Here is a 14,337-nt window from a genome sequence, read left to right on the forward strand (position 1 = left end):
AGTAATTTCTTATATAGTCATGTACCCATTTTTATGTGGAGGAAAACCTCTTCGTAATTAAAATAATTATAAATAAGTAATTTCTATTATTAATTATACACCACTGTTTTAAAAAAAGGTATCCCTTTTTAAAAAATTATCATTCACAATAAACTGGTCATACTCTATAATAATTAGACGAATATGTTGCCAAAAAGTTTCATATTTTTATTAAAAGGCTTGCAAATTAGAATAAATATAACTTTCATAGTAAAATATTCATTATAAGATATAACCTTTTTAGTTTTTATCTCTGGATATTTATCATCCTTCTTTCTGTGCTTATTCTATTTGTATTTTCTTAAATTTTGCTTAAATTTCATTCTCATTTATACCAGCTATATTGAAAACGCATACAATTCCTTTGAACTTTCTCTATTTTTTACTTTCAATAAAATACGAGTTCTTTTACAATAGAATAAGGAAGAAAGCTTTGCTTAAATGCGATTGATGGAGGGTTCATAATGACTGCCTATATTACAGATTTTGTGCTTGTGGCTGTGTTAATTATTGGTATAACAGCTTTTATGGGGGTTATTACTAACGGAATTGGTGAAAAAATTTTCGGTGGTAAACGCAGGACCCAATTTACCGATGAAAGTGCTAAATACCGAACTGGCTGGAAAATGGTCGGAGGTAAAAAAAATTAATTGTAAAGATAGCACATAAAAACGATCTCAATTAAATAGAGATCGTTTTTTGTTATTACTTTGATTTAGCTTGATATTCTTGGAATTCTTTTTCCGAACAAAGGACGAAGTGACCAGGTGTAACTTCTCTAAATTCAATCACTTCGTTTTTATCATAATTATGACTTGCTGGATCATAGGTTTTCCGCTTTCTTGTCCGTTCACTAATCGGGTCCGGAGAAGGAATAGCTGATAAAAGTGACTGTGTATAAGGGTGTAGCGGGTTTTTATAGAGCTCATCAGCAGGTGCAAGCTCCACCATTTTCCCAAAATACATGACACCTATCCGGTCACTAATATATTTTACCATTGATAAATCATGGGCAATAAACAGGTACGTTAACCCTATTTCTTTTTGAAGCTTTTTCATTAAGTTAACGACCTGAGCTTGGATCGACACGTCTAATGCCGAAATCGGTTCATCCGCGATAATGAATTCAGGCTCTACAGCAAGCGCTCTGGCAATTCCAATCCGCTGACGCTGGCCACCGCTAAATTCGTGCGGATAACGGTTCGCGTGCTCTTTGTTTAACCCAACGGTTTCCAGCAACTGATACACACGTTTCATTCGATCTTCTTTTGTTTTTGCCAATCCGTGAATATCTATTCCCTCGGCAATGATATCCGCAATTTTTAATCTTGGATTTAATGATGCATATGGATCCTGAAAAATCATTTGCATTTTACGGTTAAATGATTTTAATTCAGTTTTTGACTTTTTCCCATGTACATTTTTACCATCATATAAAACCTCTCCGCCAGTAGCGTCATATAATCGGATAATCGTACGCCCTGTTGTAGACTTGCCGCAACCGGACTCACCAACTAATCCCATTACTTCTCCCTGAAAAATATCAAAAGAAACGTTATCAACTGCTCTGACTTCATTAGGTTTTCCTTCATTAAAGTACTGCTTCAAATTTTTAATTTCGAGCAGTTTTTTTCTTTCAGCCATTTACTTTCCCCCCTTTCCCCCTTGGTATTGACTCTGGCGCCGCTTTACTGCCTCAGGCGGCTCCACCTTTGGAGCGTCTGGATGCAACAACCATGTTGCAGCATAATGTGTCTCGGACACCTTAAAGAAAGGAGGCTGTTGCTCTAAATCGATTTTCATCGCATATGGATTACGTGGAGCAAAGGCATCACCTTTTGGTGGATCCAGTAAATCCGGAGGTGTTCCTGGAATAGAATATAACTCATCATCTTTTGTATCCATATCCGGCATGGAACTAATTAGTCCCCAAGTGTAAGGGTGCTGCGGATTATAGAAGATTTCATCAGCGGTTCCAATTTCAACAATCTTACCTCCATACATAATCGCAACCCGATCGGCAACATTAGCGACAACACCAAGGTCATGTGTAATAAAAATAATAGAGGTATCAATTTTCTTCTGCAGGTCCTTCATTAATTCAAGAATTTGAGCTTGAATCGTAACGTCAAGAGCGGTTGTTGGTTCATCAGCAATCAGAACTTTTGGGTTACACGCAAGAGCAATCGCGATTACTACCCTTTGTCTCATACCGCCTGAAAATTGGTGTGGATATTGATTCACCCGAATTTCAGGTTTTGGAATACCAACAAGCCGAAGTAATTCAACCGCTCTTTCCTTCGCCTCATGACTGCTCATATTTTGATGCTTAATTAGCGGTTCCGTAATTTGATTACCAATTTTCATCGTAGGATTCAAGGAAGTCATTGGATCCTGAAAAATCATGGAAATATCTTTACCACGGATTTTCTGCATTTGTTTATCAGTTAACTTAGTGAGATCCTTTCCATCGAAGAGAATTTCACCACTTTTTATTTCTGAGTTATTTTCCGGGAGCAGGCGCATAATCGATTTTGTGGTAACAGATTTACCAGAACCAGACTCACCGACAATGGCCAATGTTTCACCTTTTAATAAATCAAAGCTTACGCCTCTAATCGCCTTTACTTCACCAGCAAAGGTATGAAATGAAATATTTAAATCCTTAACTTGTAATATTTTCTCCACTCTATTCACCTGCCTTCTAATCACGCATTTTTGGATCGAGTGCGTCCCGAACTCCATCTGCCACTAAGTTGAAGCATACCATGATTAAAGCAATCATAATGGAAGGAATAATCATCTGATATGGAAATGCCTGCATTTGCTTGTAGCCTGAATTGACTAATGTCCCCAAAGAGGCAAATGGCTCCTGCAGCCCTAGTCCAATGAAACTTAAAAAAGCTTCAAAGAAAATGGCGTTTGGAATGGAAAACATCGTGTTGATAATAATGACCCCAAACATGTTAGGAATCATATGCTTAAAAATAATTGAGCCATTCGATGCCCCAAGAGTCTTTGCTGCTAACACAAACTCTTGGTTTTTAAACTTCAGTACTTGTGCCCGCACGACCCGGGCCATACTCGTCCAGCTTGTAAATGTAATCGCAATAATAATTGGAATCATTCCAGGCTTTAGAACAAGAATCATTAATACCGCAACAACTAAGTTCGGAATACCAACGATTACTTCTAAGATCCGCTGCATAATACTATCGACTCGCCCACCAAGATATCCCGAAATAGCACCATATGCGACACCTATCACCATATCGACCAATCCTGCCATGAAAGCGATAAATAATGATACTTGTGTTCCTTTCCAAGTACGGGCAAAAACATCACGGCCAAGCTCGTCCGTTCCAAACCAATAATACTCTTTTACATGGCGGACTTCGTAGACGTTATATGTTATACCTGCTTTATTCGTTAAGGTGCCATCAAACGGGAGCCAATGAATGTTCTCCAACCCCTGTATCCGAGGAGGCAGGTCATGGTTATCCGTATTTTGGGTATCAAATTTATAAGGAGTAATCAATGGACCGACAAACGATAAAATAAGTAAAATCACGATAACCACTAAACTGATAACTGCGCCTTTATTTTTACGAACGCGCAGCCAGGAATCCTGCCAGAAATTAAGACTTGGCTTGGCAATTTTCTCACTTTTTGATGGGTCGATATGGGCGGGTGCAAACATATCCTTTGAAATGATTGGTTCTTTGTTAATCATTACCCTTTCCCTCCCGAAATACGAATACGCGGGTCAATAATTCCATAAAGAATATCAACAACCAAAATAATAAACACAAATAAAGCTGCAAATAAGATGGAAGTTCCCATAATTACAGGATAATCGTTCGTCATAATTGATTTTACAAATTGATCTCCTATGCCAGGAATTCCAAAAATATTTTCAATAACAAGAGAACCTGTCATTAGACTCACCGCTAATGGTCCCATAACCGTAACTACCGGGATTAAAGCGTTTCTCAGTGCATGTTTGATACTAATCTGCCAATAGCTGGCACCTTTTGCTTTCGCCAAGGTAATATAATCAGATGCCAAGACCTCCACCATTTCGGTACGCATAAACCTGGCAGCGATAGAGATTGGAAACATCGCCAAAGCAATCGTTGGCAAGACAGTGTAGGACGGTCCATTCCAGAACATTACAGGAAACCATCCTAATTTTACAGCAACATAAAATTGTAACAAACCAGCAAATACAAAGCTTGGGATAGATTTTCCAATTACTGCAATAAACGTAGCTACATAATCCACCCAAGTATTTTGCCTTAGAGCAGCCAAAACACCTAAAATAATACCTAACACTGCTCCGACAATCATTGCTTGAGCACCAAGTATTGCAGATGGGCCAACTCTTTTTCCGATAAGTTCAGTTACTGGGGTATTATTGAACTGGAAGGAGACTCCTAAATCACCTTTTAACATGTTTGCTAAATAATGTACATATTGAACAGGTACAGGTTGATCAAAACCATACTTTACTATTAATATGTGGCGCTGGGTATCTGAAAGCTTTTCCCAGTTGTTAAAAGGGGTACCTGGAATTAACTTCATGAGGAAAAAAGTTACGGATACAACGATGAATAACGTAATAATCATATAGACAATCCGTTGAATAAGATATTTTGCCATGCCTACACCTCCTAATTAACTAAATATTAGACATTTTTCGACAATTCTGATACAGGTAAAAAGAGAGTATATTAATAATATACTCTCTTTCTATTTGATTAAAAATGGTTCTTATTTGTAAACTTTAATCCACTGGAAGCTATAGTCAGAGTAAGCATTGTGCTGTAAACCTTTTACTTTTGGATTCACTAAGAGGTTAACAGTACGCTGATAAAGTGGAGCTAAGGCTGCATCATCTTCTAACAAGATTTTCTCAGCATCTTGTAGAGCTTTCCAGCGCTCATCTGGCTTAGCTGCTAGAGTAGTTTGAGCATCGGTCACTAACTTATCATATTGCGGATTGCTGTAGCTCATATGGTTTTGACCGCCACCAGTTAAGAACAGATCCATGAATGTCATTGGGTCAGCATAGTCAGGTCCCCAACCAGCATGTAATAAATCATAATCCTGTTTGTCTTCACGGTCAATACGGATTTTGAATGGAACACTTTGAATATTAACTGTTAAACCAGGAAGTGTTTTTTCCAATTGGTCTTTAATGAATGCATCCTCTTTCTTAGCAGTTTCAGTATCTTGACCAACCATAGTGAATGTTACAGATGTTTTACCTAATTCTTTTAAGCCTTCCTGCCAAAGCTTCTTAGCTTGTGCTTTATCTGTTTTCAGATAAGCGTCTTGGCCTTTACGGAAGTCTTTTCCGTTATTGTATGCGAATTCCTTCGGTACTATGAAGTTAGCTTCAATTGAACCATTTGACAGTACATTATTAACATACGCTTTTTTATCAATTGCTGTAGCAATTGCTTTACGGATTTTAACATTTTTCAATACTGGGTTATTTTCATTCATCTTCAACCACCACATAGATGGCTCAAGATATTGAACTAAATCTTTAGACCCTTGATACTGAGAAATAATTGCTGATGAAGCAAGTCTTCCAGTAATATCGGCTTGCCCAGCAGAATATGCGTTAACAGCTGCTTGAGGGTCTTTTACAACGTTAAAATTAACTTGTTTTAATGTAACGTTCTTAGAATCCCAATATTCAGCATTCTTTTCCAATGTCCAAGATTCAGAAGCAGGACCATCCCACTTTGTTAATGTAAATGGGCCATTGTATAACAAGTGGCTGGCATCTTTTGCATAGTCAGCGCCTTGTTGTTCAACATATTTCTGGTTTTGCGGATAGAATGATGTGAAGGTCAATAATGAATCAATATAAGGAAGCGGTCTCACCAAGTCAACTTCCAATGTATTGTCGTCAATTGCTTTAACACCTAATTCTTCAGGTTTAGCCTTGCCATTGATAATTTCGGTTGCATTTTTAATTTTTCCATCCATCATGTATGGAACATATGGTGATGCAGTTTTCGGATCAATTCCGCGCTGCCAAGCATAAACAAAGTCTTTGGCAGTTACAGGATCTCCATTAGACCATTTTGCATCTTTTCTTAATTTAATGGTTAACACAGTTTTATCAGCATTATATTGCGGTTCTCCATCAGCAATATCAGGAATTACCTTTTTACCTGTTTGGTCCCAACGGTATAATCCTGCATTTACTTGAGATAGGACTTCGCTACCTAGAACGTCTTGGTTCATTACGCTATCCAAAGTAGGAATTTCGGCAGTTTCCAAAACATTAATAACTTGTTTGTCTGCCAGCTGTCCAGCAGAACTTGTAGGTTTCTTGCTTGAACTGCTTGACCCACCGGAACAAGCGCCTAAAACTAAGCTTGCTGCCAATGCTGATGTAACTAGTAATGAAATTTTTGCTTTCTTCACTATGTAGACCTCCCTTTTCTATTATTCTGAAAAATTACTACATTTTCTATTATACATTGTTTAAATTTATTGTAAATTACTTTTTGAAAATTAATTTTCATTTTTGCAACAATCATGTCGTATTAATGACAATCGTATATGGTATAATTTATACTTATACAGTCATTTCCCGTATAGTATTCCCCAATAACACCTGAAAAATCAAGCCTTTGGAGGTTTTTAGCATGAGACAAAACATTAAGAAAAATCTTATAATTCTTGCTATTACACAGTTAATAATTCTTATTATTTTATTCCTATACCACCATAAAATCACCTTGATTCACTATATCGATATATCGTTTTACTTTACTGCAGGTTTCATTTTACTATCTTTACTCCTCTATACGATTCATAGTGGATTTTATGACATCATTTCAAAATCCTTCAATACCGCCTTCTCTAGAGATAGAGAAAAGAGAAAGTTTGAAGATGTACCAGGATTATCAGAATTAATCACACTAGATGAAAAGCCACTTTTATTTCATGGATTATTTAATGGGTTATTAATGATAGCTGCCCTTATTGCCTATTATTTTTAACAAACTTGAAATTAATATTCGCTTTCAGATATAATGTACTAAACAAAAATATTTTTACAAGCATTGAAAAAGAGTAGTACGTATTTCCCTTCGTTTTAGAGAGTTTGTGGCTGGTGAAAACAAACACGAATAAATACCGAATGGACTTTTGAGCCTCTGCCTGAACTTTTTATTTCATATTTTAAATAGTAGGAGCAGACGTTTAACCTTACGTTATAAGGTTTTTCAAATCAACTATTAAAGATGATTTTTGAAACTGAGTGACTCAAAGCTTGAGTAATTTAGGGTGGTACCGCGAACCATTCGTCCCTATAGTCTATAGGAATGAATGGTTTTTTTTATATATTTTTAGGAGGATAAACTTAATGAAAACAATCTTTTCAGGTATTCAACCAAGTGGAACCATTACACTCGGGAACTATATTGGTGCCATGAAACAATTCGTGGAATTACAACACGAATACAATTGCTTCTTCTGTATCGTGGACCAGCATGCCATTACAGTACCCCAAGATCCACAAACACTTAGAAAAAATATACGCAGTCTAGCCGCTTTATATCTGGCTTTTGGGATTGATCCGGACAAGGCAACTTTGTTTATTCAATCCGAGGTTCCTGCTCACGCACAGGCTGGATGGATTATGCAATGTATTTCCTATATAGGTGAACTTGAGCGAATGACGCAATTTAAGGATAAATCATCAGGTAAAGAAGCTGTTTCAGCCAGCTTGTTAACCTATCCGCCTTTAATGGCAGCAGATATCCTGCTTTATAACACGGATCTTGTTCCTGTTGGAGAGGACCAAAAACAGCATTTGGAACTAACAAGAGATTTGGCTGAGCGATTTAACAAGAAATATAATGATATTCTTACCATTCCTGAAATTAGCCTACCAAAGGTCGGAGCTCGAGTTATGTCTCTTCAAGAGCCAACCAAAAAAATGAGTAAGTCTGATCCAAATAATAAAGCGTTTATTACACCACTAGATGAGCCAAATCAGATTGTGAAAAAAATAAAGAGTGCTGTCACTGATTCAGATGGTATTGTAAAATTCGACCCTGTCAATAAGCCTGGTGTATCCAATTTATTATCTATCTATTCCATCCTTGGTGGAAAGTCAGTCGGAGAGCTTGAAGAAATGTATGCCGGTAAGGGTTATGGGGATTTTAAAGGTGATTTGGCAGATGTAGTTGTTAATTTCCTTCAACCGATCCAAGAAAAATACTATAGCTTGTTAGAATCAAGTGAACTTGACGATATCTTAGACCTGGGTGCTGAAAAGGCAAACCGAGTGGCTAGCAAAACATTGAAAAAAATCGAAAATGCCATGGGACTAGGGCGTAAGAAAAGAAGATAACTTGTACAACTTAAAAACCTGACGAGCAAAAGGTAGGCATGACATACCTTTTGCTGTCAGGTTTTTTAATTTACCCTCGGACCATGCTCCATTTCCCAGAGTTTTTCAAAGAAGGGCTGCCCTTTTATTAAATTTTCGCAAAATGTTTCATGACGCTTTGACCATCCATCTTTTGTCTGGTCAAATAACTGTTCCCAAGCATCCTCAAAATTCATTTCTTGAATAATTGAATATTGCTCCGGACACCACTCCGTGTACCAATAACGTACTTCAGCTTCGTTATTGGAAGTTAGTAATTGATCAAGAGCCATAAATAACAGTTGTTTTAACTGTCGTTCCTTTCTGGTCAATCCCCTCATCAATTCTGGATCTGGTGATAGTATGTGAAAATCCTTGGTTTTAGGCTGGGAATAAAAATGATATGGAACTGCCTCATGTTGGCTAATCATTTCGTAAACTAACTGTTCTTGTCTTGGAATTAATCTGCTCTTGCGAATCGGAATATTATAGCCAATTGTATCCACCGCTAATATTCCAGTCCCATCTGTCACGACAAAGCAATAATCTAACTGAATTCTTTCATGGTTCTTTCTCAAGTATGCTTTTTGATAAATATCATCGAGAAGCTGTTGCGGTAACTCTGCTAAATCATTCTCAATATAACCAAATAGCAATGGTTCCACTTTTACTAACGGAACTTGGTCTAACAGCTCAACACCATCGTCCTTCCTCCATTCGTGAAAGTGGCAAACATTATACCCGTTCTCCTCTCCCTCAAACCAATTTACCCAAACATCATGAAGATACAACATTATACAACCCCTCACTTCAAGAAACTGTTTGTCAATCAGTATGGGCAGACCGCAGTTAATTTATTCCTTTTTATATATTTTGCACCAACTCGTCGTTGTAATAAAACGTTGTCGTTTGAAATTAGGTACTATTAGAACCTAAAGTCCTATATATAAATTGCTTTCAGGTCCTATATATAAATTGCTTTCAGGTCCTCTATATAAATTGCTGAAGGTGTAATAAATGTTTCTTTCATACTAAAGGGATGCTTTTTATAATAATTCTTTACAATATCAAATCCGATTGCATAACCTAAAAGTTTTGGAATCCTTCGGCTCCCATATAACAATTCGTCATGTCCTCTGTCATTTTTCTTGATACCAAGTTCATCTTTTATATATCTATTCCAAAATTTTGATAACTCTTCTTTTGAATACATATTGCACCACGTTGCCAGCAAATCTTTACCGCAATTTTTATAAACAGTATATTCTGCTAGGCCTTCAATTATTATCGAATCAAGCAATGTGTAATCTTCTATTTTCTTTTCTAGCTGTCTCATTCTGCAGACATGGTGATATTCATGAACAAAAAGTGCTTCTATTTCCTTCGGATAATCAAAATTCGATATAAATAGAAATAGTTTATCTGGAAAAGATACCCCGCCTTTTCCCTTTTCCTCTCTGCTAAAAAAACCGCCTGTTTGGGCAATTGGAAAGAGAAAAATAGGTATATCAGGACCATTCCACTTACTTTTATATTTTGAAAAAATCTCTTCTACTTTACCCCATGATTGCTGCTCTAACATCCTCATATGATTATTTCTTGTCGTTCTTGACGGCTGATACATCCCAAAAGAGACTAATTCACGATATATTTCTCGTGCAGATTGACGCCTAAAATATGGCATAAGCTTTTCACAGATAGTTAATGGATTGTCAAAATCTTCTTTAAGCCATCTATCAGTCCTAATGATTCCCATCTTTTCACCCCAAAACACATTCATCTTCTGGTCATTCTATGATAAAAAATATAAAGAAGTTCGTTTGTTAATGAGGGTATTTCTTCAAAAAAAAAAGCCAAACATCGTGTTTGGCTTTTTTTTTATTCATATTTTTTAAATACAATTGTAGCGTTATGACCGCCAAAACCAAGCGAATTGCTCATGGCAACATTAATTTCCTTCGAGCGTGCTTTATTCACTACATAATCTAAATCACACTCTGGGTCTGGTGTTTCATAATTTATGGTTGGAGGTAGAATACTGTCCCTCATCGCTAAAACTGTAATGATGGCTTCAACTCCGCCTGCTGCACCAAGAAGGTGTCCAGTCATCGATTTTGTTGAACTCATAGCCAGTTTATAAGCGTGGTCACCAAATACTTCCTTTACTGCCAATGTCTCATACTTATCATTATATTCCGTACTGGTTCCATGAGCATTTACATAATCAATGGCATCCGGTGTCAATCCGCCATCGTTAATGGCCATTTTCATTGCACGGGCACCGCCTTCACCGCCAGGTGCTGGAGCTGTAATATGATAAGCATCTCCTGTTGCACCGTATCCAACTATCTCAGCGTAAATTTTTGCTCCACGGGCCAGTGCATGCTCTAATTCTTCTAAAACAACAATACCTGCACCCTCACCAATAACAAACCCATCTCGGTTTTTATCAAAAGGTCTGCTGGCAGTATTCACATCTGGGTTTGTTGAAAGAGCAGTATTCGCACAAAACCCTGCAACGGACATTTTCGTAATTGGGGCTTCTGCTCCACCTGTTATCATAGCATCTGCGTCTCCACGCTGGATGACTTTAAAAGCATCACCAATGGAGTTAGTTCCTGTTGCACAAGCTGTTACGGTACAGGAATTGAAACCTCTGGCACCAAGTGTAATCGAAACTTGACCTGTAGCCATATCAGGAATCAGCATTGGAACAAAGAATGGACTAACCCTTTTATAACCTCTTTTTTGGAAAATCTCAAATTGCTGTTCAAATGTTTCCATCCCGCCAATACCAGAACCAATCCAAACACCCACTCTGTGTGAGTTTTCTTCATTGATTGTCAAATTGGCATCCTGAACCGCCATTAGTGCAGAAGCGACTGCAAATTGTGTAAAACGGTCCATTTTTCTAGCATCCTTTTTATCCATAAAAGCTTCTGGATTAAAGTCTTTTACTTCGGCAGCAACCTTTGCAGGATATTCATCTGCATTGACTCTTGTCATTGGTCCGACACCGGATTTACCTTCAATAATCCCTTTCCATGTGGTCACAACATCGTTTCCTAGTGGTGTAACTGCTCCAACACCTGTAACAACGACCCTTCGTTTTTCCATTTAAACATCTCCTTTTTTATTCTATATTATCGATAATTTATAATTTTATTTGCCCCAGCGCATTGCAATGGCACCCCATGTTAATCCGCCGCCAAAGCCAACCATCACTACAATGTCATCATCTTTAATTCTTCCAGCCTCTACATCCTCAATCATTGAAATGGGAATCGATGCCGCTGAAGTATTTCCGTATTTATTAACGGTCTTAGACATTTTTTCAACTGGCAATTCCAATCTCTGCCGGGATGCCTCCATAATTCGGATGTTAGCCTGATGTGGAATTAAGAAATCAACATCTTCCTTCGTTAGACCAGCCTTTTCTAGTACATTTATACAGCTTTCACCCATTTGTCTAACCGCAAATTTGAAAACCTCACGGCCGTTCATAATAATGTACTCATCTTGATATAGGTGTTTAGAACCAGTTCCGTCAGCACCTAACTCGAAAGATAATATCCCGCGATTTTCTGATACAGCTCCAATAATCGCTGCTCCAGCACCATCGCCAAATAAAACAGCGGTGTTCCGATCATTCCAATCAGTGATTTTTGAAAGTTTCTCAACCCCTACCACTAAAACGTATTTGTAGACTTGAGACTCAATAAATTGTTTAGCCGTTATAATCCCATACATAAATCCAGCACAAGCTGCACTTACATCCATTGCTGCAGCCTTTTTTGCCCCTAATCTTTCTTGGATACGGCAAGCCACAGACGGGAAAGGAGAATCTGGTGTAACAGTAGCTACTAATATTAAATCAATATCTTCCGCAGTTATACCGGCATCTTGGATCGCTTTTTCTGCAGCTGCAAAGGCCATATCTGAAGTATTTACATCATCTGCAGCAATTCTTCTTTCTTCAATTCCGGTCCTCGTTCTAATCCACTCGTCAGATGTATCCACAATCTTTTCTAAATCGTGATTCGTTAGTATTTTTTCAGGTAAATATCTGCCCATTCCAACAATACCAGCTCTCATTATTCCAACCCCTTTAATTTTAGTTAGACCCAATTTATCGTTTAGGATTAATATCAATTATTATGACTTGGTACTAATTTTATCAAATAACTCCTATTTTAAGCAACTGTTTCTTCCCATTAATACTCCGCTAATGTACATACCTTTTCCCAATTTGTTCATATTCTACAATAGAGGTAATTTTAATGAGGGGGTCAAAAAGGATGGCAGATTTTGAAGATAGGGAAGGCTCTGTGAAACAGAAACAAAAAGAAAGGGAAGCGGAAGATCGATTTACTAGTTTTATGTTTGGTCCTAGGAAAGCAAGTAAAGGGAATAGTCCACAGCACCATGAAGAACTTAGGACTAACCAGTCCACCATTGATTATGAGGAACTTATGACGAATATTGATACCCTTTTCGATTCTTTCCGAGGACTAAAGCCACTATTTAGTAAAGTTTCCCCATATATTCAGCAAATATGGAAAAAAAAATAGGCTGCCAACAAATGGCAGCTTATTTTTTTACGCTTTCCTTTAGGGCATCCTCTTTCCCAAGCTCATAGGCGTCTTGCATGACCTTGGTAAAAAGCGTCATAAAAGGCTGAATTAATTCCATGGATAATTCAATTCCAGCTTGTTCTAGCTGCTCTTGAGCTTCGGGTAAGTACTTCATCGCAATTTGCATAAATTGTAAGGTGTTGTCTTGATTATTCACTATATGTACTCCTTTTACTAAATGATTAAGATATTATTTAGAATTTGCCTAGTCAGCTGTCTTTAAACTTTTTTTTAAGACCAATGGTCAGCCACTTGAATGCCTTTTACTTATCATCCCTATTTGGACATATTCAATGCTGATCTTTTGACTTTTCATTCATTTTCTCTTTATTTTACCTTTTGATCCATTATTTGAAAAGTCCTTCATGCCACAATATCACATCCTTGAGGGTGTTCAGTGTTAAATATAACGATCCAGATAATCTAATTGTTTATTAATTGCCTCAGTGAATGGTGTTAAGTTTTTAGGCTTCACTCTTGTAATACTTTTATCAATATCTAGTCGATTAGATTCTTTTATCTCCTTAATCCGATCTTCTAATTGCAGCTGTTCAACACATTGATTCCAATAATCCTTAATGCCGCTTTCTATCAAAAACTTCGTGTTTGAAACGACATTTTGACTTTCCATTGATGACAAAATTATTTCAACTGCATCTTCCACGAATAAGGTATCTCCAGTCCATTCCCGTTCACCTACTTGTATTTTGCTTTCGTCAAATTTTGCAAGAAGTGCTTGTTGGAACAGAAAACTGTGTGGCTGCCAAGGACCATAAATAGTCGGTAAATAAAAAAATCGATTACGCTTTCCCCATTCAATCACTTGGTTAATTACTTTCTCCAATATCTGTCCCTCATTCGTTCTTAGCATCTGAATAGGCAATAGAAATACAATATCGGTTAGATTTTTATTAGGTGCAAGATATTGTTGTAAAGATTTTAACACTGCTTGCTCCTGTAAAATGGGTTCTGATTTTAGCATATATAAATCATAAAGGGATAGAAACAAAGTAGTTTTATTGTCATCCACATCCCTATAGGCATCCAATCCACACAGGCTAATTTCTCTAAAGTTTGCATTCCTGCCTACCTCAAGTCTTTTTTCCTCCAAAAATGGAATAGGATCATTTCTCTCTAGATGAATACCAATAACCTCAAAACCCTTATTTAGCAGTGTACTCCCTAGATGGAAACTAACAAAATCATAAATGCCCAAAACAATGGCCTTGTCCATTACATCTTCCTCCCCAAAATAAACCT

15 protein-coding genes and 1 other annotated feature are annotated in these 14,337 nt (G+C 37.2%); of the genes, 4 read left to right on the forward strand and 11 right to left on the reverse strand.

Features of this window, described 5'->3' with window-relative positions; genetic code table 11:
- Positions 1–503 precede the first annotated feature (503 nt).
- Positions 504–689 (forward strand): hypothetical protein, encoded by a 186-nt coding sequence (locus tag JOC76_RS15085; RefSeq protein ID WP_205178783.1) that lies wholly within the window; start codon positions 504–506, stop codon positions 687–689.
- A 55-nt stretch (positions 690–744) separates the two neighbouring features.
- Here JOC76_RS15085 and JOC76_RS15090 read toward each other — a convergent pair whose 3' ends face one another.
- The 5 genes from JOC76_RS15090 to JOC76_RS15110 all read right to left on the reverse strand — a co-directional run bounded on the left by JOC76_RS15090 (position 745) and on the right by JOC76_RS15110 (position 6,486).
- Positions 745–1,683 (reverse strand): ABC transporter ATP-binding protein, encoded by a 939-nt coding sequence (locus JOC76_RS15090; RefSeq protein WP_205178785.1) that lies wholly within the window; start codon positions 1,681–1,683, stop codon positions 745–747.
- Positions 1,684–2,727 (reverse strand): ABC transporter ATP-binding protein, encoded by a 1,044-nt coding sequence (locus JOC76_RS15095; RefSeq protein ID WP_205178786.1) that lies wholly within the window; start codon positions 2,725–2,727, stop codon positions 1,684–1,686. It abuts the gene before it with no gap.
- A gap of 16 nt (positions 2,728–2,743) precedes the next feature.
- Positions 2,744–3,772, reverse strand: coding sequence for an oligopeptide ABC transporter permease (gene opp3C, locus JOC76_RS15100; RefSeq protein ID WP_205178788.1), 1,029 nt, complete (start codon positions 3,770–3,772; stop codon positions 2,744–2,746).
- On the reverse strand, positions 3,772–4,701 hold the full coding sequence (gene opp3b, locus JOC76_RS15105; protein WP_205178790.1) for an oligopeptide ABC transporter permease: 930 nt from the start codon (positions 4,699–4,701) through the stop codon (positions 3,772–3,774). Before opp3b ends, opp3C begins: the two co-directional genes overlap by 1 nt.
- Positions 4,702–4,812: 111 nt before the next feature.
- Complete coding sequence (locus tag JOC76_RS15110) at positions 4,813–6,486, reverse strand: peptide ABC transporter substrate-binding protein (protein WP_205178792.1); 1,674 nt, start codon at positions 6,484–6,486, stop codon at positions 4,813–4,815.
- 224 nt (positions 6,487–6,710) lie between these two features.
- On the opposite strand from JOC76_RS15110, the gene JOC76_RS15115 reads away from it, so the two are divergent.
- Together JOC76_RS15115 and trpS are read left to right on the forward strand one after the other, a co-directional pair.
- Positions 6,711–7,067, forward strand: coding sequence for a DUF3899 domain-containing protein (locus JOC76_RS15115; protein ID WP_205178793.1), 357 nt, complete (start codon positions 6,711–6,713; stop codon positions 7,065–7,067).
- A 54-nt stretch (positions 7,068–7,121) separates the two neighbouring features.
- Positions 7,122–7,381, forward strand: a binding site (T-box leader).
- Between the two features lie 51 nt (positions 7,382–7,432).
- Positions 7,433–8,425 (forward strand): tryptophan--tRNA ligase, encoded by a 993-nt coding sequence (gene trpS, locus JOC76_RS15120; RefSeq protein ID WP_205178794.1) that lies wholly within the window; start codon positions 7,433–7,435, stop codon positions 8,423–8,425.
- Positions 8,426–8,490: 65 nt separating this feature from the next.
- Here trpS and JOC76_RS15125 read toward each other — a convergent pair whose 3' ends face one another.
- The 4 genes from JOC76_RS15125 to JOC76_RS15140 all read right to left on the reverse strand — a co-directional run bounded on the left by JOC76_RS15125 (position 8,491) and on the right by JOC76_RS15140 (position 12,538).
- On the reverse strand, positions 8,491–9,237 hold the full coding sequence (locus JOC76_RS15125) for a YjbA family protein (protein WP_205178795.1): 747 nt from the start codon (positions 9,235–9,237) through the stop codon (positions 8,491–8,493).
- A gap of 170 nt (positions 9,238–9,407) precedes the next feature.
- Positions 9,408–10,199 carry a DUF2268 domain-containing putative Zn-dependent protease gene (locus tag JOC76_RS15130; RefSeq protein ID WP_205178796.1) on the reverse strand — a complete coding sequence of 264 codons (792 nt, stop codon included), beginning with the start codon at positions 10,197–10,199 and terminating at the stop codon, positions 9,408–9,410.
- Positions 10,200–10,321: 122 nt separating this feature from the next.
- Positions 10,322–11,560: a beta-ketoacyl-ACP synthase II gene (gene fabF / locus JOC76_RS15135; RefSeq protein WP_205178797.1), complete on the reverse strand. Its 1,239-nt coding sequence runs from the start codon at positions 11,558–11,560 to the stop codon at positions 10,322–10,324.
- Positions 11,561–11,605: 45 nt separating this feature from the next.
- Positions 11,606–12,538 carry a beta-ketoacyl-ACP synthase III gene (locus JOC76_RS15140; protein ID WP_205178798.1) on the reverse strand — a complete coding sequence of 311 codons (933 nt, stop codon included), beginning with the start codon at positions 12,536–12,538 and terminating at the stop codon, positions 11,606–11,608.
- A gap of 203 nt (positions 12,539–12,741) precedes the next feature.
- On the opposite strand from JOC76_RS15140, the gene JOC76_RS15145 reads away from it, so the two are divergent.
- A complete protein-coding gene (locus JOC76_RS15145; RefSeq protein WP_205178800.1) occupies positions 12,742–13,014 on the forward strand; it encodes a hypothetical protein in 273 nt (90 codons plus the stop codon).
- A 19-nt stretch (positions 13,015–13,033) separates the two neighbouring features.
- Here JOC76_RS15145 and JOC76_RS15150 read toward each other — a convergent pair whose 3' ends face one another.
- Complete coding sequence (locus JOC76_RS15150; RefSeq protein ID WP_307784731.1) at positions 13,034–13,234, reverse strand: ComZ family protein; 201 nt, start codon at positions 13,232–13,234, stop codon at positions 13,034–13,036.
- A gap of 243 nt (positions 13,235–13,477) precedes the next feature.
- Positions 13,478–14,311 carry a hypothetical protein gene (locus JOC76_RS15155; protein ID WP_205178801.1) on the reverse strand — a complete coding sequence of 278 codons (834 nt, stop codon included), beginning with the start codon at positions 14,309–14,311 and terminating at the stop codon, positions 13,478–13,480.
- Positions 14,312–14,337: the final 26 nt, after the last annotated feature.

The organism is Neobacillus cucumis (genome assembly GCF_016908975.1).
GTDB lineage: Bacteria > Bacillota > Bacilli > Bacillales > Cytobacillaceae > Neobacillus > Neobacillus cucumis.